Here is a 22,333-nt window from a genome sequence, read left to right on the forward strand (position 1 = left end):
CGCCTCACCGCCCGTCGTCGTCAGCGCCGCCCCCGTCGCCCCCGTCGCCGGACTCACCGCCACCATCGCTCGCTTCAGCATCGTCGGCCGGCTGGTCGCCCGGCTCGGTGTCCAGGTCAGGCGAAAGCAGAAAGTCCGTGCCGTCGGGCAACCGAATCTCGGGCGCCTTGGGCGTCGGCAGCGTCGGCAGCGAGGCCGCGTCATAGAGCCGGGGTCGCTCGGCCAGCGACGCCAGCCGGTCCATCCGCGCCGAGGCCGCCAGCGCCAGCGCGTCATACCCGATCGACGTCGCAATCTCGCGCGCCTTGTCCAGGTGCCGCCGCGCGCCGTCCACATCATCGAGCGATTCGGCCACCGCCGCCAGCCCGAACGCCGCCTCGACACCCAGCTGCTCGCGTCCCTTGCCCGCCGCATCAAGAACTTCGCGGTAGAGCCGCGCAGCCTTGTCGAGATTCGACCGCCGCGCGTCCTCGTCGAGCACGTCGCCCTCCATCAGATTCTCCGTGCCCAGATACACCAGCCCGGGCGCCAGCCCGCGCTGGGCGCTGAGCAGGTACACATCCGCCAGATCAAGCTTGGCAAGCAGGCCGAAACTCCGCACGTTCTTGTACTTCTCAGCCACCGGCCCGAGGCGGTCAGGATTCCCCGTCTCGGACGCCGACGCGTACTCGCGGCTGGCCTCGTTGACCTTGGCCACCTGCATCGTCTTGTACTGCCCCCAGCCCCAGTAGGCCACCGCCACGCCCGCGATGAGCAGCAGCACCGGCGAACTCCACTTCTGCAGGAAATCGATAAAGTCCTGATTGAGCCGCGACTCCTCGCGGCCCGCACCTTCCTTGAGGTCCTTGATCCGATCGTCCATGGGCGATGCTCCAGCCTGCCGCTGCCGGGCGCAGGGCGAAGGGAAGTCTAGTGCGCTCGAAGACCCTTGGCCGCTCAGCCGGTGCGGCCCTCTGTGCAGCAGGGGCTGCTCCCTGAGGTATGCGGGCGACTCCCCGAAGTCTGTGGGCAGCTCCCCGAGGTGTGCGGGCGACTCCCCGCAGTCTGCGGGCGGCTCCCTGAGGCTTGCGGGCGGCTTCCCGCAATCTGCGGGCGGCCCCCGTCCAGCCACCGATGTGCGTGTGCGACCCTCTGGCCGCAGCAATTATGGGATCTTCGCCGCCTCCGCCGCCTCCACTTCTACTTCAGGCTCCGGATACCCGTTCATGTGCCTGACCGGGAACTTGTCCGGTGCGAGCCGTCCGCCCACCGCCGCCCCGCCCGGCAGCGGCGTGTACAGCTCGATCGAGATCTGGCTGATCGGCATCGGAATGCCCTCGACTTCCGGTCGGTCGCTCGGCGTGAGCGACGCCAGCACCATCACCGGCACGTTGTCGGCAACATGCTCGAGCGGCTTGCTCTCCATCACATCGCCGCCAGCCATCTTTACCATGCGCTCGTGCACCGGGCTGTAATACCACTTCCGCGCCGCACGCGCATCCTTGAACCAGGCGATGATGACCAGTTTCTTCGAACCGGTCTGGGCCGTGTCGACGCCAAGGCAGCCAGGAGTCGCTTTGAGACCTTCGATGAGCATCCTGCCCATGTCGTCCTGCGGCACCCCGGTGGCAGCCTCCTGCTGGGCAAGCGGCTTGTTCGCCATCGCACTGAACCCCGTGGCAACCGCCGCGGTCAACAACAAGGCAGCAGCTGAAATCGTCTTGCGTCTGGTCATGGCAATCCTTCCTTCTTTGGTTGTCGCTCCGTCTCTGGCCGTTGGTCAATCCCGACGCTCTGCTCTCGAACCAGATCGGCAGCCGGGCCAAGTCATTCTTGGGAACCGCAACGGTCCGGTTTCAACTTCGCTCAGCCAAGCCACGAGGGTTCAAACGTCATGCCCGGCGCAAGCGACGCCCCATCGCCGCGCTCGATCATCTGCGCAATCGGCATCGCGCAGTAGTCGAGGCTGAACGAGCCCGCCGGGCGGTGGTTGCCGCTGAGCCCCAGCCCGCCGAACGGCAGTTTGCTGCTCGCCCCCGCCGTGCCCGTGTTGACATTGATGCACCCGGCGCGGGCCCGCGACACAAACCGCTCGGCCGCACGCTGGTCGCGCGTGAAGATCGACGCCGCCAACCCGTAGCGCGTCGCATTGGCCTGCGCGATTGCCTCGTCAAGGTCGCCGCAGCGTGTCACGCGCAGCAGCGGCCCGAAGACCTCGACATCGCAGCCCGCATCGTCACCGTCGGTCGCGCTGAAGCGTTCGACCTCGATCATCGAGGGCGTCACATAAAACCCTTCGCCGCTCATCGCGCTCGACTCGACCCACACACGCGAACCGCTGCGCGCAGCACGCGACTGAAACTCAAGCACCGCCTGCCGCGATGCCTGGCTGATGATCGGCCCATAGAAAACCGGATGCTCGGCCCGCGGGTCGCCGACGAGAAGGTTCGACGCGATCTTCGCCACGCCCGCAAACAGCCGGTCCGCGATCGCCTCGTGCGCGATCACCCGCCGCGTGCAGGTGCAGCGCTGCCCGGTGGTCACGAACGCCGATCGCGCGATCTCGATCGCCGCCTGCTTGAGATCGGCATCGGCCAGGACCACCGCCGGGTTATTCCCGCCCATCTCGAGCGCGACAATCCGCCCCGGCCGGTCAAGATTCGCCTCGAGGATCTTTCGCCCCACCGGCCACGACCCGGTAAAGAGAATCCCGTCGATGTCGTCGTGCGTCACCAGCGCCTGCGCGACCGCCGCCCCGCCCTGTACGACGTTGAACACCCCCGGCGGCAAGCCCTCGGCCTCGAGCGCTTCGAGCATGATCTCGCCGAGCAATTGGCCGACTCCCGGCGCCTTATCCGAAGGCTTGAACACCACCGTGTTGCCCATCGCCAGCGCCGGCACAAAGTGCCCGTTGGGAAGATGCGCCGGGAAGTTGTACGGCCCGATGATCGCCATCACGCCGTGAGGCCGGAACACGCACCACCCCGCCCGCGTCGGCGCAAGATCAAACGAGAATGGTGACACGCGCGACAGACCGCTGTGTGCGCCCGCATCAAGCGTAATCTCCACCTTGGCGGCCAATGCTGCCGCTTCGGCCCGCGACTCCCACAGCGTCTTGCCGGTTTCGTCGGTGATAATTGCCGCAATGCGCTCGGCATGCACCTTGCAAAGCTCCGCGTACTTGCGCAGCAGAGCGGCTCGTCTCTCGAATGTTACATCGCGAAATGCCTCAAACGCTGTACGCGCCGCGTCCACCGCCTGCCGCACATGCCCGACCTCGCCTCGACCATGCCACACGATCTGGCTCGGCCTGGCCGGGTTGATCGAGCGCAACTCTCCAGCGTCCAGCGCGATCCACGATCCCCCAACAAGATTCGAAGGCACCTTCGTCAGTGATGCGTGCATCACTTCGCACTCCTGCCCTTGCCTGTGCGCTTGGTTCCCTTGCGAGCACCCGCACTCGGGGCGCGTGCCTCACCTTTCGCAGTCTTCTTGCGCCTCACACCCGCACCCGCGTGTTCGCGCGAGGTGCTCGCCGCCTGCTCGGCTTTTTCGCTTAGGTCCGTGACCCCGATCTGATCACCCACCTCGGCCTGCAGCGTCTGCGTCGCCTCGCGCGTCAGACACACCTGCCCGGCGGCGTTGACAAAGAAAGGCTGATTCACCGCGAAAAAGTCGCCGTCATCGCGCAGGAAACTCACGATCCCCGGCGTCGTGCACTTGCTCGCCGCCACCGCAGGCCCAAGTCTGGCCCGCCGCGTCTGCTTCACAATCGAGATATCCGCGCTCTTGGCATGCAGATACGGCCCGCCGTCGAACGGATCGACAAACCCCCGATACTCGAACCCCAGATTCTCCAGCATCCGCCGCGCAGGAACCGTCTCCACGCCCACCTGCCCGACACCAGCGCGGGCCTCGGGCGGCAGCAGCGACAAATAAATGTCATCCTTGGGCAACAGCGACGTCATGAACTCGCGCGAGTATTGACACAGCCGATCCGCCTCGGTGTACGACAACGGAATAAAACGCCGCCCGAAATAATCCCAGAAAAGGTTGTGCCCGTCCGGAGTAATCTGCGCCATCATCTCGGCCAGCACCGTGTCGCGGAACACATGCGGATACAAACCCATGAAGTGAAACCGCACGAGGCTGATGAACCGCCCGAGTTTCTGCGAGTGCCCGCGATACGAAGGCTGAAGGATCAGCCCCCCGATCTCCGTCGGCGCCGAATCATCAAGATACAGCCTCGCAACCGTGTGGCTGGTTCCCGTCTGCAGGCCAGGGCTGAACATCTCACGCCGCTCGAGCTTGAAACACACACTCGGATTTCCCGGTCCGCCCATGCGGCTGATGATCTGGCTTGTACCCAGACATCCGGGGTTTTCCGTCTCGGCCAGCACAAACATGAACATTTCCGCCGAGGCCGTCACATCCCCAAGCCCCGCACCCTTCGTCATGCGACTCGGCTTGGAAGGCGAAACATCGTCCGCACACGCCGCCGTTCCTTCTGCCACCGCCTTGAACGAGTTCCGGCTGCGCAGAACCTTCTGCGAGATGATGTCGCGATCGGCCGGAAGATTGATGAAGTGCACCATCTTCCCAAGTTTGAGAAGAGTCCCCAGATCTTCAATCACCGCGCGTCGGATGTAGAACACGTCACACTCTCCGCAGACCAACCCGTGCGTCTTTGATGGGGACGCCTTGACCCCTTACCCGACGACGTTCACGACACCTTCGCAAGTCCACGCTCAATGCACGCAAACACCTTGCCCCAATGCTCAGGCTCCATCACCGGCAGTGGCGGCAGCAGCCTCAGGTGGTACGGTCCGTGCCCGCAGTAAAACAGCACGACGCCCTCGTCAAAACACGTCCGGCATGCCTTGGTCACCTTGTCCTTGTTGCCGCCGAATGGCGTGAACCGCATCATGCCGCCGATGCCGCCCGCCAACTCCACAACATCCGGTGCAGGCGGGAACCATGACGGATTGCGCTCCATCAGCCCCTTGACCTGATTGCGAAACTCGGCGTGCTGCTGCGCAAAACGCCCATCGCGACCATAAAAGTCCGATTGCTCCAGCATCTCCAGCACGCGAAGCCCGACCGTAAAGTCTGTCGTCGATCCCGTAAACGTCCCGCTCAAAAGCCCGGCCTTGGGGTTGTACTCTTCAGTAAACAGCGTTGCGCACGCCTGAGTCATCTTGCCCACGCAGAACACGTCCACATATTCCCCGAGGTCGTACATCTCGTACGCGAACATCGACTCCGTACGTCCGAAACTCTGGATCTCATCATCCCACACCGCAATGCCATTGGCCCTGCAGATGTCCATGAGTGCCTTGAAGTAGTCTCGATTCGCGACGTTGAACCCGCCTTCGCCCTGGATCAGTTCGAAAATGAAGCACGCATGCTGCTTCGGGTAACGCTCGATCAGATGTTCAAGCTCCTTGCACGCACGATCGATGAATGCGGTCGTCCCGCCCATGCGGCGAGCCTCGGCCTCGCTATAGAACGGCATGTAATCGACCAGCGTGCTCAGCGGAATGCCCTGCCGACCGGCAGCCGAATCGCCGATCTGACACATCGTGATGCTTCGTCCCATGAAGCAGTCATTGAACGCAATCACCCGCGACGCCGGCACATGCTTCTGATAGCACACCTTCAGCGCGCTCTCGTTGGCCATCGCGCCCGAGGTCGTCACGAACGCATGCTTGAGCCGCGAACTCCGGCTCGCCAGATCCACCAGTTTCTTCCCAAAGCCATACGCGTCCGCACCCGACTGAAGATTTCCATGCTTGGTCGTATCTTCAAGACTTCCCAGCAGCGCAGCACGGATCATCTCCGGATGAGAATGCCCGAAAAAGTGCACCCCGATTCCCGAGATCATGTCCCACTTCACCGACCCGTCCGCCAGTTGAACAAGCGGCCCATGACCCACTCCCGAACCGATATAAGGGTACAACAGGCCCCGACCCTTCACCGCGCCCGCGTCGGCCAGTGCCGCCTTGTAGTCCTCAACCAGCGCAGGGTCCGCACCCTTCGCATCCGTGAGCCTCGCGCCCGCTGCCGTAGCCTTCGCCACCAGCGCATCGATCGCCGAACGAACCGCCGGATCATCGCGCAGAGAACACATCGAACTCATCACTGTCGTAGTCATTCAGGTTTCCTTCCGTTCATGCCAGACATCGGCAACCCGATCGACAGGCGATGAATCACGATCGCCAGCAACTGACACCGTTCCACCAGGCTGGGGATTTCAATCCATTCGGTGGGGGTATGCAGCCCACCGCCTCGCACCCCCAGCGTATCGATCGTCGGCAGGCCGGCGTCCTGGAGTATATTCCCATCGCACACTCCACCCGTTTTCGCAAAGGGTAACGCCTGCCCCAGATCCGCCGCCGCTGTGCGCGCGAGGCTCGCCAAAGCCGAGACCCCCCCTGTTTCGGGCTTGGCGGGACGATTGAAACTTCGAAACACTTTCAAACTCGGCAGGACATCGGGTCCCGTCGCCAGTGCGTCCATCATGGTACCCAGTTCATCCGCGACGCCCTGATTCGGAAAACGCACGTTCCCCCACGCCCGGGCCAGGTCCGCCACGACATTGGTCGCAGTTCCGCCCTGCAGGGGACCAACGTTCACAATCCGCCCCGCGCGCTCGTCGGGCATCTCACCGATCGCCACAATCGCCCGCGCCAGCGCATTCACCGCCGACACTCCCGACCAGAACTCGCGCCCGACGTGGGCAGCCCGCCCTCGCGCTTCGATCATGAACTGCCCGGAACCCATCCGCTCGATCGCCAGCGCACCGCCCGGGAGCGCAGGCTCGATCGCGAGCCCCACATCGTGCCGCGCCGCTTCAGCCCGCAATGCAGTTTCCGAATGGTAACTTCCCGTTTCTTCATCCGAGTTCATCAGGAACGACCACGACGCTTCAAGCCCTGCCTCTTCCAGTGCCTCGAGCGCAGCGACCGCGATCACCAGCCCGCCCTTCATGTCCACACATCCCGGCCCTGTCGCGGTCAAACCGTCAGGACTCACGGACAAAGTGCGAAAAGTTCCACCAGGATCGTGAACCGTGTCGAGGTGTCCGGCGATCAGAACTCGCGTCGGGAGTTCGGGCCGTGTGCGATCCGCGATGGCCGTGGGGGGTATTTGCGTTGATGTGCCGCCCGGGAGCCATTCGGGTTTCGGGTCACCCGCTACATGGCGACATCGCGCGCCAAGCGCCGACAACCGCGTCGAAAACCGCTCTCGTGTCTCATCCAGAGCGCTCGTGTTGAACCCTCCGGTCGGGATCGAAACGTGCAATTGCAGATCATCAAGCAGCGCACCGCGGCGAGACTCGATCACCCGACACAGTTGCTGTTCCCGAGCCGAAAGCGTCATGCAGACACTGTAGGCCGGATCTCGAAATTCACGGCCGCTCAGCCAGCGCCAACGCCTGTAATGCAATCGTGTGCAGATCGATGTTGTCGATGAATGGTTTGACCAGCTCCGCACCCGGTCCCAAGGCCGTCACCTCGCACATGTCCGACGTGTGGTTCGGGCTGAGAAAGGCAACCGCGAGATGATTGGCGAGCAAGGCTCCGATCGAACCGGTTGTGCCGTTGGCCGCGTTAAACCCGTCGACGCGCGCCTTTTCGATGATCGTTCGGCTCACCCAGGCCTCTTCATCCTTGGTCAGTGTCGCTCCGGTCGCCGCGTGCAGGGCTTGGGCCGCTGTACTCACGAGCCCCGCTTCATCCTGTGGCCCGCTCGACACCTGCGCAGAAACCCAGTCGAGCGAGTGCTTGGCTTGGGCGATTCGCTCAAGTCCACGGTTGCACGCGCTCCTGCCGAGCGTGAATCCCGGGTTAGCGTTGCCGTGATCCGTGGTCACGATGAGCAGCGTGTCATCGCGTGAAGAAGCGAATCTGACAGCTTCTCCAATCGCGTCGTCAAACGCGATCTGGTCATGAATGAGCGCGCACGCGTCGTTGCTGTGTGCAGCATGGTCCACACGCCCGCCTTCAACCTGAAGCACAAACCCACCTGCTCGCGAACCCAGACGCTCAAGAGCCTCGCGCGTCATATCGGCCAGCGTCGGCTCGTGCGCCTCACGATCCAGCGTGTAACTCATGTGACTGTTCTGGAAAAGCCCAAGCACGCGACCTTCCTTTGGCATGTCGGCAAGTTCCTTGGCCGTGCGCACCACGCGCAAATCCGGGTCGCGTGCGATGACCGAGTCCGCGAAGTACTGCGCTCCACCACCAAGCACAACATCCACTTTGCGTTCGATGATCTGATCTGCGATCTCCTGTTCGCTGCTGCGGGATGCGACATTGGCGATGAACGACGCTGGCGTCGCGTGCGTCACACGCGTGGTCGTGACCAATCCTGTCGCCTTGCCGGCCTTTGAAGCGGTCACAAGCAGGGGCTCGGGCTTGCGTCCATCCGGCGTGACATTGATCGCGCCGTTATGAACGTGCTCTCCGATCCCCCAGGCCGAACCCGCAGCTGCCGAATCCGTCACCAGCGCATCCGCCGAATACGTCTGCATCACCGACCGCCGCGAACCCTCGCGCAACCAGAGTTCAGCCCAGTGCGATCCTCGGCCATGAACCCGCCGCAGCATCACATCGGCAATCGTCAGCGTGCCCTGGCTCATGCCGTCCGAAACCATGAAGATCACATTTCGCGCAGTTCCCGCTCGCGCAGGTCGCACCGTCGGGGCGCGACCAAGCGCAGGCCCCACAGCCAGCAGCCCGCCGGCTGCACCAATGCCCAGAAACTCACGACGCCCCAGTCCATGTCTCATGTCATTCCTCCTACAGCCTCACCCGAACAGCATACACGAACCACTCGATGATGAGCAGCACACCCGCAGCAGCAACAAACCACATCCAGATTTCGCGCAATCCTTGCACCTCGTCGAGCGGGACCGCTTCGACGCCACTGATCGTCAATCGCTCACGCCGATCAAGCCTGCTCTCACGAGCGTCAAACATGTTGATCGCCAGAACAGGAACATCGGCCCCTTCCACACGATACACCCCAGCCTTGGGCAGCACGCCCAGAGACATCGCGCCAGCATGCTCGGGCCGCGACAGTTGCACGTTGATCGGTCCCTGCACTCGCACATCCCCGCGCGTGCCCCGTGTCCCGACAATCACCGGCTCGGTCGTGCTCCAGCTCGTCGATGTCCGGCCACGTTCCGCGTCGGTCAGAAACTCGACCGCGTTGAAAAGAAAGATCGGGAAACTGTGATGCAGAGGCCAGTTCGACTGCTCTAACCCAAACGAAACGACCAGGTGCCGCCCGCCCGATCCTTCAACAACCTGCATGGCAGGGCCGTCCGACAGCAGCGCAATATCCGACACGCGACCAACTCGGGCAAGCTCCTCCGCGTCCGGAGGCCCAGCCCAACGCCCGACTTGAATCGCATCCAGCGCCACATGGCGAAGCACCGGCGAACGACGATCCCACGACAGTACGAATCCACCATTACGCATCGCCACCCCATCGCGCGGCTCGCCAAATGAAAGTGTCGGAATACCTCCCAGAGTGCGTCTTGCCACACCCTCGAACACGACCAGATCAAACGCATCAGCCCCCGACGCCGCAAAAGCCTCGAACTGTGACTCAGGAATCACCCGCAACGATCGAAGCGGCAACTCCCCAAGTGCATCGACAAGAAACGGATTCCCCGCCCTTGCATCCGGATGCACCAACAAAACCCTTGGCCTCGTTGGGGTCATCAGGTACACGCTGGCAACATTGTCGGCCTCAAGCACATCGGCTCGCCCAATCACAACAGTGATGAGCCCATTGCCAGGTACGCGCAGTCTGAAACTCTGTCCCGTCTGGGCAGGTTCCTCTCGCGATGCGGCCGGCACCCGCATCGCATGTTGTGCAACTTCCCGCCCATCAAGCAGCAGCGACACGGGCACCGTGATCGCCTCCATGCTTGTCGATTGCAACTGGACGAACATCGTCACGCTAGCCGGATCCTCATCGCTGCGCATGGCCGAACAACTGACAATCGCGACGTTGTCAATCGCATCGCGCGCTGTCTTCACAGCCGAGAAACTCACCTGTGCTCCCGCGATTGCCAGCGGCCCTTCATCATTTGAGCCCCCATCCGAAAACACCACAACCAGCGGTGACTCATCCAGGCTCTCCTCTTGTGCTGAGTGTTGCAAGAGGGTCTCGATCATCCGCAGCGCCGGTGCCATGCGTCCTGGCTGATCTGTCGGTTCGATCATTGCAAGAGCGGCACGTACCTCGCCAAGCGTCATTACCGGCCGCCCTACCACCGCCGCCTCATGCGCAAACGACACGACACTCACACTGACCTGACCGCTTGACGAGAGCAGATCCCGCGCGAACGCGACCGCGTCTTCCTTGGCCGCATCAAGCCGCGACTGCCCGCCGACTCCATCGGTCGCGCTCATCGAGGCTGAGCAATCAACCAGAAGAAAACATCGCGCGACCGCCGCCGATGAACCCTCGATCGCAGGCCGAGCCAGTGCAACCAGAAACAACAGCAGAATCAACGCATGCAACAACAACAGCAGCGATGGAGGAATCCAACGCAGGGGCACATTCACCTGCACATCATGCGCCGCCTGCTCCCACAGCAAAGTCGAACTGATCGTCATCGGCCGCCGTCGAAGCTTGAGCAGATAAAGCCCGATCAGCACGGGCAGTGTCACAGCCAAAGCAATCAACGCTGGAATAGGCGCAAGCAGCGTCATGCCTGATCCTGTGCCCGAAATCGCTGCGCGATCAGAAACGTCTCGCGCGAGACATCGCGGCTCGCCTGCGGCTTGAACATCCGGGCCTGCTCGAACATGCCTCGCGCCTCACGCAGCACCTCGGCCGTCTCGGCGCCCTCCAGAATCTTCATCACCAGCGATCCGCCCGTCCGCATCAGCGCCGGGCACAGTCTCAGCACCTCGCGACACAACGCTGCCGACCGCAGATCATCCCCCGCACCCGTCGTGTTAGGAGCCATGTCCGAGATGATCACATCGAATGGCGGAGCGATCGGCAGCGTTACGGCATCAATTTTCGTCACATCGCCGATCAATGTGCGCACATGCGTCGGCACCGAGGCCTCGATCGCTTTGAGATCAATCCCCAGAATCTCGGCTTTCGGCCCGCACCGCTCGGCCAGAACCTGCAGCCACGAGCCTGGAGCACACCCAAGATCCAGAACCTTCCTCGCCTTGCCCAGCAGTTTGAACTTGTCATCAATCTCGATGAGCTTGTACGCAGAACGCGCGACATAACCCTCACTCTTGGCCTGCCGAAAGAACCTATCGTGAAGTTGCCGCTTTTGAGGCATCGAAGCACTGTAGGAGCGAGAGTTCAAACCGTGGATCAACCCGACTCGGGACAATCCGATGCCGTGCACGCCGCGCGAACCCAGGCCGCAGCCGCCAGAAAGCGATCCAAGGCATTCGATCCCACCTCCATCGGACCATGGAACGTGGCAGCACGTATCGGATCGGGCGGAATGGGCATCGTCTACCTTGTCGAGCATCGCGACACCAATCAGGTCGCGGCCCTCAAGGTCCTGCGCCCGGGTCTTGAATCCGCAAGTGCAGGTCGTCGCTTCGTGCAGGAAATCGAGATTCTTCAGCGACTCGAGCATCCCGCGATCGCGAAGATCTACGACGCTGGCGTTGCAACCCTCGGCATCGCGCCGTGTCACTATTACGCCATGGAGTATGTCCCGGGCTACCACCTCGTTCGACACGCCGAGATCAACGACCTTACTGTCAAACTCAAGGTTGAACTCTTCGCGCGCGTGTGCGATGGAATGGCCTACGCGCATGGGCAGGGAGTTTTGCACCGCGACCTCAAGCCTCAGAACATCGTTATCGAGATGGGAGGCGGGCCAAAGATTCTCGACTTCGGCGTCGCACGTCTCACCGCCGACGGCACCTCAACCATGCACACCCAGGATGGACAAATGCTCGGCACAGTGCAGTACATGCCGCCCGAGCAGATCCTCGGCCTGCACGGCCAGCTCGATGCCTCCGCCGACGTCTACGCCCTCGGCGTGGTGCTCTATCAGCTTATCTTCGGACAGTTGCCATACGACAGCTCAAAGAAGGCAGCCGCCGATCTGTTGCAACAGATTCGCCAGGGCGAGCCAAACTTTCCATCGCTCGAGGGCGACCTTACCGAAGATCATCGACGCGTCATGCTCGTTGCGATGTCTCCGAATCGTGCACATCGCTACAAAAATGCTGCGGACCTCGCGGACGAAGTACGTCGGCTCATCGCCGGCCAGCCGATTCGAGGCACGGTTGTGCGCTTGCCCACCGATGAACCCCCCCGCCCGGGGCTTGGGGCGAGGCTGCGCAACCTCATCCGCCGCTCCGATACGTCGACTGACGCAGAGCGAGAATGAGTTCAACCTCGCCGATACTGCAATGCAGTTTACGAGCAATTTGAATGGCATCGCATCCTTCGTCAGCCATGTTCACCACCTGCCGATCAAGTTGTCCTGATGCGGATGGCCCTGTCTCATGCGCTTGCGCACTGGCGACGAGTTCACGCAGAGTCTGCAACCGCTCGTCCGCCTGTTCGATCAGCAACTCCAATCGCGCCGCCTTGGCATCAAGCGTCTTGGCCAAAGTCCTGCTCAGTTCGCTCGCCTCGGCCATCATCGTTGACAGGGGCTCGCGCGAGGCAGTCGCTTCGGTACGCACCCGGGTGATGACTTCGCGAGGCGACTCCGCGACTTGCGTGCGCTGCCGGTTTGTCGCCTTGCGCAGCAGCCTCGTGATCGTGATCACCAGAATGAGCGTTCCGAACGCCAGCAGCATGGTGGGCAGAAGTTGGCTTTCGCTCTTTGCTTCTCCATCGACGGCTGTCGGAATCAGTTCAGTATGTTGGAGCTCCTGACCTATCATCGTGCGATGTCGTCCTCCGACCTTGTGACTACCCCTTCGCCACGTCATCCATTCGTTCGGCGGGTGCGTCAGGCGTGGCGATGCCTGACAGGTGGTTCGGCAGTTCGAGACTCTGAACGTGCAACTCTGGTGGCATGTTCAGGGGGCGCAGATTCTGCCGCACTGGTCCTGGCACTTGCTTCACGCCCGATCGTCGTTGCACACATCGTCCATGATCTGCGTGAACAACCACAAGCGATGGCCGATCGCGATGCCACCGCAGATTTTGCGCGTTCGCTCGGCCTCCCCTTCGTGCACTCGCAAGTCCAAGTGCGGAATTTGCCCGGCAACTGCGAAGCCACAGCACGAGCGGCTCGTTATCGCGCCCTGAACGACTTGGCGCAGGCATCGGGCTGTCCATTCGTTGCCACCGCCCATCAGGCCGATGATCAACTCGAAACTATCCTCATGCGCCTGGCTCGCGGTTCCGGCCTGCGGGGGCTGCGCGGCATTCTTCCAACGCGGTCTATGAATGGGTCCACGCTCGTGAGGCCCATGCTCGGGCTCTCGCGGGCCGAGTGCGAGAACCTGTGCGCCGCCTGTGGTTATGTCTGGCGGGTTGATTTGACCAACATGGATCCTGCTCACACACGCGCAGCCATTCGTGCGAGCGTTGTGCCCGCCCTCAAACAGATCGACTCGCGCGTACTGGCCGGTGCTGGCCGCACCGCCGAGCAGGTTCGTCGCCTCACGAACCTGATCGAGCCGCAGATTCGCAGCCTGATGTCAACTGCGCAGGAATCGGGCAACGCCCCCTATGCATGGGATCGAGCTGCTTTGCGCGACGCCAATCCGTGGATTGTCGGTGAACTCGTACGCCGCGCAATCAGCACACACTCGGCAGGTGCTCGGCTCGACCGAATCGGAACCGCCGTGACGGATCGGGTCGTGTCCGCTATCCAGGATACAGTGGGTGGTGTTCGAAGTTTTCAGGTCGGAGCCGTTACAATCGTCATTGACCGTGAACGTGTGATCATCAAGGGGAATGAACCGTGAGTCAGACTCCACGCATCGTCCTCATCGGGCATTGCAGTGCGGACTCCTCCATGCTCAAGTCCGCCGTTCGAACTGCGGTGCCTGAAGCGGAATTCGTCTCAGTCACAACTGATGCCGATGTCCACGCTGCAGTCGACCGGGCAGACCTCCTGCTCATCAACCGCGTACTTGATGGCAATTTCTCGAACACGAGCGGACTCGACCTGATCGATTCAGTAGTCACCGCTTCGCCTCAGGCACGCGTCATGCTCGTCAGCAACTTTGCTGACGCCCAGCAGCAGGCCATAGAGCGCGGCGCGTTGCCAGGAATTGGCAAAAGCACCCTTCGTTCACCTCAAACCAAAGAGCGCATACGCAGTGCTATCCAAACGGAGAAAGCATGATCAACAGCCCCATCAAAGTCGAAGAGTTTCAATCGCGGAGGGCTAGCGTGCTTCGCTCGCTCAAAGGCGCCGTCGGATTGGTCCAGTCGGGCAACGGCGCTCCGCCTCTGCGAGGAATATGGGAAGCCGACTCCTTCTTCTACTACCTGACCGGGATTCGCAGTGAATCTGGTGCTTCGATCCTTTTTGATGGCACCAACCCGAATCCGAAGCGGCGGGTGATCCTGTTTCTCAAGCCCATCGACCCCGAGTTCGAACGCTGGGACGGCTATCGGGAGATGATCGGTGAGGACATGCGCGAGGGTCTCGGGTTCGAGACCGTGATGCGCACAACGTCGCTCCCGACGCTCCTGACGCAGGCATTGACGCGTACCAAGCGTGCCGCTTGCCTCCACCCATTTGCGGTGTACGACGCGCCGCCGACATCGGACCTCACGATCTTCCGTAAGGTGGCCGAGCGGGTGCCGGGCCTCGCGATTGAGGACCGCACGGATGTACTTCCAGCGATGCGTGCTGTTAAATCGCGCGCAGAGCAGACTCTTGTGCGCAAGGCTGTGCACGCAACTCAGGTCGGCTACGAAGCCGCAATGCGCACGATCGCTCCCGGCGCGAATGAGCGCGATGTGCAACGGGCACTCGAAGAGGGGTTTGTCGCTGGAGGTGCCTCGCGCCCCGCATACAACTCAATCGTGGGGTCGGGGCTCAACGCCACTGTGCTTCACTACCACGACAACGATGCAACGCTCAGCGACGGGGAGTTGCTCCTGATCGACGCTGGTGCGGAGTTCGGCGGGTATTGCGCCGACGTGACACGGGTTATTCCCGTCAGCGGCCGATTCACCAAGGAGCAGCGCGCGATGTACGACATCGTTCTGCGCGCGCTCGATGCCGGCATTCGTGCTGTCCGTCCCGGGGCGAGTTTCGTCGATGTCGATCGCGCCAGCCGCGACGTGATCGAGCACGCCGGGCTTGGTGATGCGTTCATCCACGGGATCGGACACCACATCGGCATCGATGTGCATGATCCGCAGACCAATGGCAAACTCGAACCGGGGATGATCTTGACAGTCGAGCCCGGAATTTACCTGAAGGACCAGCGCATCGGCATCCGGATCGAAGATGATGTTCTGGTCACCTCGAATGGGCGGGTGAATCTGACGCGCGAGATTGCGCGCACGGCTGACGAGGTTGAGGCGGCGATGAAGTCCGCTCGGCGTGCGCTCAGTTCACGTTCTCGCTCCGCCCGGGCGTAGTGCAGCGGCTGCCAGAAGCATCACGAGCGTCCACGCGAGAGGCAGACCGACCCGGCGAGGCGAGTGGTTTGCGCGACATGCCGAGGACTTCGAGGGCTTCGATGCCGTCGCTTCCGGGGCGTTCGAGCAGGGCTTCGACTTCGGCTGGGCCGAGATTGTGCGCGCGGGCATAGGCGAAGAAGAGCGAAACCGCGAGGGCCGATTCGTTGCCATCGACGCGTTGCCGCACACGCGAGTCGCGCACAATCGTGGCAGCGGAGCGGACAATTTCACTGATGAGGCTCGCGCGTCGCGATGTGCTGAGGGATCGTGCCCAGGCGACAAGGGGGGTGTCGGCAGTTTTTGCGCTCAGGTTCGGTGCGCGTCCGTGATTTGACATTTCGTCATCCGGAATGTTCATGTCTGAGTTGTCCACCAACCGAGATGTGGGCGTGAAGAAGTCAGGTGTGACTTGACAAGCGAAGTGAATCTCTGTTAGAACAATCGAACCGGTTCTTGGATCTTTCTCGGAAAAAGCCTCAATTTGCGGGATTGATGTACGAGGGAATGACAAAGCGTAGAAAAGGATCCGCTTATCGAGTATTGTCCATATTGTCGGCATATGTCTTGAGTATCAAGTGGGAAGCGGACATTGCCGAGGATTCATTGTGCGACCCTGTCTGTGTATCCGACTGGTTCGTTTTTCGGACATGCCTGTTCTGGGCGAGTGGATCAGGCCGAGGGTGACGAGTTGGGCGTCGCCACTGCAGCAGGGAGGAATCCATGGCGTTTGCTTCGGAGTCTCAGGCGCTTCTGGTACTCAAACTGTTCGAGAAGTTCTACGAGCGTGTGTACTGCTTTGCCCGAAGATCGGTGGATGCTTCGGCAGCCGAGGATGTGGCGCAGGAAGTGTTCGTTCGATTGCTCGATGTTGTGGATCTTGAAACGCGCGTGGTGGAAGTGAGTTATCTTCTCAAGATCGCGGACAATCTGATCAAGCGTTCGTACCGCCGCCGACAGCAGTTCGAGCGGCATGTGAATGATCAGAGAATTGCTCGCGGGGCGTTTGGTATTGATCCTCAGGAGCCCGAGTGTGATCGCCTTGATCTGGGGGAATCGGTTCGCGAGAAGATGCACACCCTGAGCGAGCGGGAGCAGGAGGCGGTGCGGCTGATTGTGCTGCGTGGCCTGAGTTATGAGGAGGCAGCGGCGTCGCTGGGTGTCAACACATCGTCGGTGAACAACTGGAAGTTTCGCGGGCTGCAACGCATGAAGCATCATGCGGGTCCGCTAGAAGATAAGCCGGGGCGGAGTGCGGATGGCAAGGGACGAAACAGCACAGAGCGAGATCAGTCAGGTCGAGTCCGGTTTGGCCAAAGAGCGGGCTAGGCGAAGACTTCTGGATACATTGATGGTGCGCATGTCGCCGGCGCCGACTTTGCGCTCTCGCGAGGCTGCGGACGCACTTCTGCCGGGCGTTCTAGCGGCGCTCGATTCGTTTTGCGAGCGTCCGCGTTCGATCGATGAGCAGTTGGATGTGCTCCTCGTTGGTGAACCCGGCTAGCGCCCAGACTTCGCGGCCGGGGCCGATGAGAATGAGGTGTGTGGGATGGATGATGTTGTCGGTCGTCTGTCCTCCGCCGATATCAATCTGAATTGACGGGTCGCGTTCGAGAGCGAAGTAGAGCCCTTCGGTGGCAATGCGATAGATTTGTGCATCGTCGCCGGTGATGAATGTCCAGTTGGAGGTGTCGGCACCGTTTGCGCGGGCGTATGCGGCGAGGACTTCGGGCGGCTCGTTCTGGCTATCGACGCTGAAACTGGCAAACTGGACACTGGTGCCTGCAAGTGCCTGTTGAAGGCGCCGCATCTGCTGCGTCATCATCGGGCATGGCCCTGGGCAACGCGTGAAGAAGAAGTCCACGATAGTGAGTTTGCCTTCGAACATGGTTTGGTCGACCGGGTTGCCATTCTGATCGATGAGATTGAAGGGCGGAATCTCCATGCCTTGAAGGAGGTCAGGGGTCTGGCCCGGGATGATCGCGGCATCGAGAATGACCTCGGTGCTACGGTGGCGCGAAGGGCCGAGCAGGATGACGACGGCAGTGGCGGCACTTGCAACAACGACAGCACAGGCAGCGATGATTCCGATTGGTGCGCGTTGTTTGGACATGCGTGGGTTCTCCGTTTGAATCAGATGGTTCCGGGCCGCGTGGGTCGGCCGATGGATTGCATCGCCAGGCCAAACCCGACAAGAGCGTAGACGCCGGCGATGATCCAGTTGATGGCCGATGCATCGGCATTGTGAAGAGTGGAGGCGCGGAGGGCTTCGGTGGCGTGCATAAGCGGATTGAGCGACATGATCGCGCTGAGGAAGGGTGCCGCGGAGTCGGTGTCGAAGAATGCGCCGCTGAGAAGCCACATGGGCATGAGGACGAGGTTCATGATGCCGTGAAAGCCTTCTTTGGAACGAACAAACCACGCCATGGTGAGTCCGAGGCCGGTGGTTCCAATGGAAACGAGTGTGAGCGCGAGCAAGGCGAGCATCAGACGCGAACTGAATTCGGCCAGACCAAACGCGACGGCCACGAGCAGCAGAACACAAGCCTGCGCCAATGCGGCGATTGCAGCACCGATGAGGCGTGCCAGAGCGATGGAACGCCATGGCAGCGGGCTGACCAAGAGTCCTTGTAGGACGCCACGCTCACGATCGTCGATCAGTGAGATGGCGCTGAAGATTGAACTGAACATGACGACAAGGACAAGCATGCCGGCGAGGAGGTATTGGCCATAGTCGGCTCCGAGTGGAGAGGCTGCGCGTGCGAATCCGCTGGCGAGGAACAAACCCAGGAGGAGTGGCGTGGCGATGGTGGCGACGATGCGCGCGGGCTGGCGCACCAATCGCACGAGATCTCGCCGAACCAGAAGTTGGATGGCCAGGAGGTTCACGAGGGCTGCTCCAGTGGCGTCCCGGTGAGATCGAGGTATGCATCGGCAAGCGTTGCGGGGCCGACGCGGAAGCGTGCGCCTGCGTGGAGAAGTTCTGCTACCAGCTGCTGGAGTTCGTCAGGGTGTGCGATGGGTGCGTTCTTGAGTCGCGATGCGAGTTCGGGTGAGACTGGATCGTCGCAATGGATGCGGACGCCTGTGTGTCGGTTTGTGAGTGCTTCTGGTGAGTCATCAGCGACGACGGAGCCTCGGGACAACATGATGACGCGATCGGCATGTTCGGCCTCGTCCATGTGATGAGTGGCGTAGACAATGGAGAGTCCATCGCGGTGGTGAAGGGCTGTGAGCGTATCGAGGAATCGGAGGCGCGATTCGAGATCGAGACCGGTTGTGGGTTCATCGAGCAAGAGGAGGCGCGGGCGATGGAGCAAGGCCCGCGCGAGATCTGCCCGGCGTGCGAGGCCTCCGGAGAGTGTGCCGATGCGGTCATCGAGGCGATCGGCGATGCCAAGCGAGGTGGCGACGTCGCGGATGCGGCCTTGAGCCTTGGATACACCATACGCCGCAGCAGCAAGTGCGAGATTTTCGTGTACGGTGAGGAGCGCGTCGAGTGCGGTGGATTGGAAGATAATGCCCATCGCGGCGCGCGCTCGGCCTTGGGCATCAGGAGAAGTTGCGGGATCGTGGCCGAAGATGCGAATGGAGCCTGCAGTAGGCCTGGTGAGTGTTGCCACAGCGCGAAGGAGAGACGACTTTCCGGATCCATTCGGGCCTAGCAGCGCGAGCCATTGACCAGCGTCAACAGCAAGTGTTGTTGGAGTCAGGGCGAGGTTGGGTGCGTGCCTGCTGTAGGAGATTTCGAGGCTGGAGATTTCGATCGCAGGAGATGTGTGGTGTGCGGGCGCTGTGGTCATAGCACGACGACCCGGACGAAGGCTTCTGCGACCATGACAAGGAGAAGGAGCGGGAGGTGCATGATGGAGGCGAAGAAGACTTTGCGAGCCACGGGAATGGTTCGCGAGCGAGCGAGTTGAATGCACAGCCAGAGGAAGATGAAGCCACTGACCAGAGCGACAATGGGGTAGACCATGCCGATCAGATTGTGCATGGTGATAGCGGGCCAGAGGGTTGCTGGAATGAGCAGGATAGCGGTGAAGAGCACGACGAATGCGGTTCCCTTGCCGTTGCGATCGATGACGGGGAGCATGCGCATTCCGCCCTTTTGGTAGTCGTCGCGATACATCCACGCGATGGCCATGAAGTGGGGGATCTGCCAGACCATCATGAGCCAGAAGAGGGACTGCGCGCCTGGTTCGAAAGCGGCAGCGATGCCGGCGTCGCTGTGCGCAGCGGTCCAGCCGATGAGTGGGGGCAGGGCGCCCGGGATGGCACCGACGAGCGTGCACCATGCGGAGCAGGTTTTGAGTGGGGTGTAGAGGAGGACGTAGGTGAGTGTGCACGAAAGGCCGATGAGTGCAGGGACGGGTCCTGCGAGGAAGAGGATGCCGGTGCCGAGAAGAGTCAGGAGGATGCCGAGTTTGACTACGGTTGACTGAGCGAGTTTGAGAGCGGGGAGAGGGCGGCGCTGAGTTCTGGCCATGCGTGCATCGCGTTCGGCTTCCCACCATTGGTTGAGTGCGTTGGCGCCTGCAGCGGAGAAGGCGGTGCCGAGGGTGACGATGAGGCCGACGGAAAGCGCGAGCCCGACGGTGGATTGTTCACGGGCAAGAACACCGAGGAGGAATCCGACAACAGCGGTGATCGTGACGAGGCGTGTGATACCGGGTTTGGTGGTCTCGATGAGCGCACGAAACCATGCAAGCCCGGAGGCGCGCGTATCGAGTGCGGGGTTTGGAATCGCGGTAGTCCTGCTCAACGGGAACGGCTCCGACGTGGCAGGATTCTAGCCCGGATTTGGACTGTTCAGGCAGCGGCATCGTGAGAGGACGATCCGCTTGCGATGAAGGAGGTGAGGTCGATGGTTCTGGTAAACTGGAGCCCGACCTGATGGACTTTCCCCCGTACGTGTTCGCAGCGGACGACCTTGCCTCGGATGACTTCGAGCGATCCGGAGAGTGTCATGAGCATCATGTCGCAGGGAGTTCCCGGGTGGAGGAACATGCCGTGGAGAAAGCCGAAGCCGGTTTCGGAGAGGTTCATGGGAATGACGCGATAGCGATGGCGTCGGTCGGGTTCGTCGGGATGCGTGACGATGAGCACGGCACCCTCGCGGAACTCGACGCGATCAATATCCTTGCGTCGGCATTTGCGGCGGGGGTCATCGCCGAGGTGAATGTCGGCGATGATCTCGTCGACTTCTTCGGTGGAGATCTGGAGGAGATCGGTCCATTTCATCTGCCAGGACGACTGGAGGCGGTCGCGATGGGATGTGGTGGAGTCCTGAGCAAACTGGAGCGGGTTGATGCTTTGGGAAATTGTGATGCCAACTGCATGAATGCGGCCGGCAACGAGGCGAGTGTGTGCGACCTTTCCTTCGATCTTGTGCATGATTCCTTCGAGATCGCGGGCGAGCACAAGGACGGGGGTGCTGGTGTACTCCATGCGTCCGTGGAGGAAACCCATCCCCGAGGCGGAGACATCGAATGGACGTACGACAAAGGCTTCGCGGTTCGCACGTTTCATGTAGTTGAAGACGGCGATGAAGGGTTTTTCGACGGCGAGCCCGAAGCGTTCGGCCATGCGTTTGCCGCTGTGGGTGCCGCACGAACTGCGGGAGTGAATCTCAGCGAGAATGCGTCGGTAAGTTGCGTCATCGATGCGGAGGAGATCTTTGCAGTCCATGGTTTATTTCCTCGCAGAGATTGGCGTATCAGGCGGCATCGCTGGAGTCCAACTTGCGGGGAGCGAGGTAGTCGTCAACGACGATGGATTTGGTGAAGCGGACTCCGACTTCGTGAACTTTGCGTTGCACGAACTCGCAGCGTGCGATGGTGCCCCGGACGATCTCGGTCTGGCCATTGATCTTGGTCAAGTGGACGTTGCAATGCGTGCCGGGGTAGAGAAACGCGCCGTGGAGGAAGCCGATGCCGGTTTCGGAGATGTTGGTGGGAATGACGCGGTAACGGTGGCGCTGCTGGCGGTCTTCGGGGTGGATTGTGACGATGATGGCACCTTCTCGATAGGCGGCGCGGTCGGCGGTGCGCCGTCGAATTCCGGTGGAGTGGCTTTCGCGTTCTTCGAGTTCACAGAAGACGTCCTCGATTTCGTCGTCGGTGATGTTGAGGAGGTCGGTCCAACTTTTGTCAGCGAGGGAGACTGCGGACTCGCTGTCGCCGTCGCTTGCCGATCGAGCGAAGAGTGACGCATTGATCGGGGCATCGAGGTGGAGGCCGATGGCGTGAACTCGCCCGAAAATGAGTCGTGAGCATGCGACCTTGCCCATGATCTTGTGAGTTGTTCCGTTACGATCCCGAATGAGGAGGATGGTTGGGGTGCCGCGATAGACGAATCCGCCGTGGAGGAATGCGATGCCTTGCTCGGAGACATCGACGGGTCTGACGGCGACGGCGATGCGCTGGCTGCGACTGCGATAGTTGATGATCGCGACTGAGGGCGCTCCGGAGAAGAACACGAAGCGTTCGGACTTGCGACGATCGATGTCAAAGCCGCCAGGCGGCTGAGATGAGAGTTCATCGACAATGCGCTGATATGTCGCAGCGTCGATGCGAAGCGTGTCCTTGATATCCATTCCGCTTCCCCCGTGTGCGGCGAACGCCCGTCCAATAGATGATCGGGCAGTGATGACGGCATATGCATAAGCAGCGGGTGCGCGTCACCGGTAGCCGTACGGTTGGGTTGGTTGGGGGAAATTTGTATTTGGATATTGGAC

At 61.5% G+C, this 22,333-nt stretch carries 23 protein-coding genes; 5 read left to right on the forward strand and 18 right to left on the reverse strand.

Going from position 1 to position 22,333, the window contains the following annotated elements:
• Window positions 1-4 precede the first annotated feature (4 nt).
• The 9 genes from KF757_11780 to KF757_11820 form a co-directional block, all read right to left on the reverse strand.
• Window positions 5-862 carry a hypothetical protein gene (locus KF757_11780; protein ID MBX3323660.1) on the reverse strand — a complete coding sequence of 286 codons (858 nt, stop codon included), beginning with the start codon at window positions 860-862 and terminating at the stop codon, window positions 5-7.
• Window positions 863-1,144: 282 nt separating this feature from the next.
• Complete coding sequence (locus KF757_11785; protein MBX3323661.1) at window positions 1,145-1,714, reverse strand: hypothetical protein; 570 nt, start codon at window positions 1,712-1,714, stop codon at window positions 1,145-1,147.
• Between the two features lie 131 nt (window positions 1,715-1,845).
• Window positions 1,846-3,384 carry an aldehyde dehydrogenase family protein gene (locus KF757_11790; protein MBX3323662.1) on the reverse strand — a complete coding sequence of 513 codons (1,539 nt, stop codon included), beginning with the start codon at window positions 3,382-3,384 and terminating at the stop codon, window positions 1,846-1,848.
• Window positions 3,384-4,634 (reverse strand): arginine N-succinyltransferase, encoded by a 1,251-nt coding sequence (locus KF757_11795; protein MBX3323663.1) that lies wholly within the window; start codon window positions 4,632-4,634, stop codon window positions 3,384-3,386. Before KF757_11795 ends, KF757_11790 begins: the two co-directional genes overlap by 1 nt.
• 68 nt (window positions 4,635-4,702) lie before the next feature.
• Window positions 4,703-6,133, reverse strand: coding sequence for an aminotransferase class III-fold pyridoxal phosphate-dependent enzyme (locus KF757_11800; GenBank protein MBX3323664.1), 1,431 nt, complete (start codon window positions 6,131-6,133; stop codon window positions 4,703-4,705).
• Window positions 6,130-7,362, reverse strand: a complete 1,233-nt coding sequence (locus tag KF757_11805; protein ID MBX3323665.1) for a M20/M25/M40 family metallo-hydrolase — start codon at window positions 7,360-7,362, stop codon at window positions 6,130-6,132. Before KF757_11805 ends, KF757_11800 begins: the two co-directional genes overlap by 4 nt.
• Window positions 7,363-7,390: 28 nt before the next feature.
• Entirely contained in the window at window positions 7,391-8,773 is a 1,383-nt protein-coding gene (locus KF757_11810; protein ID MBX3323666.1) for an alkaline phosphatase, read from the reverse strand.
• Window positions 8,774-8,783: 10 nt separating this feature from the next.
• On the reverse strand, window positions 8,784-10,712 hold the full coding sequence (locus tag KF757_11815) for a BatA and WFA domain-containing protein (protein MBX3323667.1): 1,929 nt from the start codon (window positions 10,710-10,712) through the stop codon (window positions 8,784-8,786).
• Entirely contained in the window at window positions 10,709-11,305 is a 597-nt protein-coding gene (locus KF757_11820) for an RlmE family RNA methyltransferase (GenBank protein ID MBX3323668.1), read from the reverse strand. The genes KF757_11815 and KF757_11820 overlap by 4 nt, the downstream gene beginning before the upstream one ends.
• A gap of 63 nt (window positions 11,306-11,368) precedes the next feature.
• On the opposite strand from KF757_11820, the gene KF757_11825 reads away from it, so the two are divergent.
• Window positions 11,369-12,379, forward strand: a complete 1,011-nt coding sequence (locus tag KF757_11825; GenBank protein ID MBX3323669.1) for a serine/threonine protein kinase — start codon at window positions 11,369-11,371, stop codon at window positions 12,377-12,379.
• On the opposite strand, the gene KF757_11830 is transcribed toward KF757_11825, so the two are convergent.
• Both KF757_11830 and KF757_11835 read right to left on the reverse strand, forming a co-directional pair.
• Window positions 12,336-12,884 carry a hypothetical protein gene (locus KF757_11830; GenBank protein ID MBX3323670.1) on the reverse strand — a complete coding sequence of 183 codons (549 nt, stop codon included), beginning with the start codon at window positions 12,882-12,884 and terminating at the stop codon, window positions 12,336-12,338. The two genes, KF757_11825 and KF757_11830, sit on opposite strands and share 44 nt — an antisense overlap.
• A 28-nt stretch (window positions 12,885-12,912) precedes the next feature.
• Window positions 12,913-13,068: a hypothetical protein gene (locus KF757_11835; protein ID MBX3323671.1), complete on the reverse strand. Its 156-nt coding sequence runs from the start codon at window positions 13,066-13,068 to the stop codon at window positions 12,913-12,915.
• On the opposite strand from KF757_11835, the gene tilS reads away from it, so the two are divergent.
• The 3 genes from tilS to KF757_11850 are packed head-to-tail and all read left to right on the forward strand — an operon-like array spanning window position 13,014 to window position 15,555.
• Window positions 13,014-13,919, forward strand: a complete 906-nt coding sequence (gene tilS / locus KF757_11840) for a tRNA lysidine(34) synthetase TilS (protein MBX3323672.1) — start codon at window positions 13,014-13,016, stop codon at window positions 13,917-13,919. The genes KF757_11835 and tilS overlap by 55 nt on opposite strands.
• Window positions 13,916-14,302, forward strand: a complete 387-nt coding sequence (locus KF757_11845; protein ID MBX3323673.1) for a hypothetical protein — start codon at window positions 13,916-13,918, stop codon at window positions 14,300-14,302. The genes tilS and KF757_11845 overlap by 4 nt, the downstream gene beginning before the upstream one ends.
• Window positions 14,299-15,555, forward strand: coding sequence for an aminopeptidase P family protein (locus tag KF757_11850; protein ID MBX3323674.1), 1,257 nt, complete (start codon window positions 14,299-14,301; stop codon window positions 15,553-15,555). Before KF757_11845 ends, KF757_11850 begins: the two co-directional genes overlap by 4 nt.
• Here the strand turns inward: KF757_11850 and KF757_11855 are convergent.
• Window positions 15,524-15,934 (reverse strand): hypothetical protein, encoded by a 411-nt coding sequence (locus KF757_11855; protein MBX3323675.1) that lies wholly within the window; start codon window positions 15,932-15,934, stop codon window positions 15,524-15,526. The genes KF757_11850 and KF757_11855 overlap by 32 nt on opposite strands.
• 383 nt (window positions 15,935-16,317) lie before the next feature.
• On the opposite strand from KF757_11855, the gene KF757_11860 reads away from it, so the two are divergent.
• Window positions 16,318-16,923, forward strand: coding sequence for a sigma-70 family RNA polymerase sigma factor (locus KF757_11860; protein MBX3323676.1), 606 nt, complete (start codon window positions 16,318-16,320; stop codon window positions 16,921-16,923).
• A 91-nt stretch (window positions 16,924-17,014) separates the two neighbouring features.
• On the opposite strand, the gene KF757_11865 is transcribed toward KF757_11860, so the two are convergent.
• The 6 genes from KF757_11865 to KF757_11890 are packed head-to-tail and all read right to left on the reverse strand — an operon-like array spanning window position 17,015 to window position 22,192.
• Entirely contained in the window at window positions 17,015-17,707 is a 693-nt protein-coding gene (locus KF757_11865; GenBank protein ID MBX3323677.1) for an SCO family protein, read from the reverse strand.
• 20 nt (window positions 17,708-17,727) lie between these two features.
• Window positions 17,728-18,483, reverse strand: a complete 756-nt coding sequence (locus tag KF757_11870) for an ABC transporter permease (protein MBX3323678.1) — start codon at window positions 18,481-18,483, stop codon at window positions 17,728-17,730.
• Window positions 18,480-19,397 (reverse strand): ABC transporter ATP-binding protein, encoded by a 918-nt coding sequence (locus KF757_11875; protein MBX3323679.1) that lies wholly within the window; start codon window positions 19,395-19,397, stop codon window positions 18,480-18,482. Before KF757_11875 ends, KF757_11870 begins: the two co-directional genes overlap by 4 nt.
• Window positions 19,394-20,359, reverse strand: a complete 966-nt coding sequence (gene cyoE / locus KF757_11880; GenBank protein MBX3323680.1) for a heme o synthase — start codon at window positions 20,357-20,359, stop codon at window positions 19,394-19,396. Before cyoE ends, KF757_11875 begins: the two co-directional genes overlap by 4 nt.
• 47 nt (window positions 20,360-20,406) lie before the next feature.
• Window positions 20,407-21,285 carry a PilZ domain-containing protein gene (locus KF757_11885; GenBank protein ID MBX3323681.1) on the reverse strand — a complete coding sequence of 293 codons (879 nt, stop codon included), beginning with the start codon at window positions 21,283-21,285 and terminating at the stop codon, window positions 20,407-20,409.
• A 28-nt stretch (window positions 21,286-21,313) separates the two neighbouring features.
• Window positions 21,314-22,192: a PilZ domain-containing protein gene (locus KF757_11890; protein ID MBX3323682.1), complete on the reverse strand. Its 879-nt coding sequence runs from the start codon at window positions 22,190-22,192 to the stop codon at window positions 21,314-21,316.
• Between the last annotated feature and the right edge of the window lie 141 nt (window positions 22,193-22,333).

Source organism: Phycisphaeraceae bacterium (assembly GCA_019636795.1).
GTDB lineage: Bacteria > Planctomycetota > Phycisphaerae > Phycisphaerales > UBA1924 > JAHBWW01.

Coding starts and splice junctions, on each gene's coding strand:
- KF757_11815 (MBX3323667.1), bottom strand. CDS start 10,712: ATGACGCTGCTTGCGCCTATTCCAGCGTTGATTGCTTTGGCTGTGACA.
- KF757_11850 (MBX3323674.1), top strand. CDS start 14,299: ATGATCAACAGCCCCATCAAAGTCGAAGAGTTTCAATCGCGGAGGGCT.
- KF757_11885 (MBX3323681.1), bottom strand. CDS start 21,285: ATGGACTGCAAAGATCTCCTCCGCATCGATGACGCAACTTACCGACGC.
- KF757_11865 (MBX3323677.1), bottom strand. CDS start 17,707: ATGTCCAAACAACGCGCACCAATCGGAATCATCGCTGCCTGTGCTGTC.
- KF757_11830 (MBX3323670.1), bottom strand. CDS start 12,884: ATGATAGGTCAGGAGCTCCAACATACTGAACTGATTCCGACAGCCGTC.
- KF757_11790 (MBX3323662.1), bottom strand. CDS start 3,384: ATGCACGCATCACTGACGAAGGTGCCTTCGAATCTTGTTGGGGGATCG.
- KF757_11810 (MBX3323666.1), bottom strand. CDS start 8,773: ATGAGACATGGACTGGGGCGTCGTGAGTTTCTGGGCATTGGTGCAGCC.
- KF757_11875 (MBX3323679.1), bottom strand. CDS start 19,397: ATGACCACAGCGCCCGCACACCACACATCTCCTGCGATCGAAATCTCC.
- KF757_11780 (MBX3323660.1), bottom strand. CDS start 862: ATGGACGATCGGATCAAGGACCTCAAGGAAGGTGCGGGCCGCGAGGAG.
- KF757_11855 (MBX3323675.1), bottom strand. CDS start 15,934: ATGTCAAATCACGGACGCGCACCGAACCTGAGCGCAAAAACTGCCGAC.
- KF757_11785 (MBX3323661.1), bottom strand. CDS start 1,714: ATGACCAGACGCAAGACGATTTCAGCTGCTGCCTTGTTGTTGACCGCG.
- KF757_11860 (MBX3323676.1), top strand. CDS start 16,318: ATGGCGTTTGCTTCGGAGTCTCAGGCGCTTCTGGTACTCAAACTGTTC.
- KF757_11820 (MBX3323668.1), bottom strand. CDS start 11,305: ATGCCTCAAAAGCGGCAACTTCACGATAGGTTCTTTCGGCAGGCCAAG.
- KF757_11800 (MBX3323664.1), bottom strand. CDS start 6,133: ATGACTACGACAGTGATGAGTTCGATGTGTTCTCTGCGCGATGATCCG.
- KF757_11805 (MBX3323665.1), bottom strand. CDS start 7,362: ATGACGCTTTCGGCTCGGGAACAGCAACTGTGTCGGGTGATCGAGTCT.
- KF757_11890 (MBX3323682.1), bottom strand. CDS start 22,192: ATGGATATCAAGGACACGCTTCGCATCGACGCTGCGACATATCAGCGC.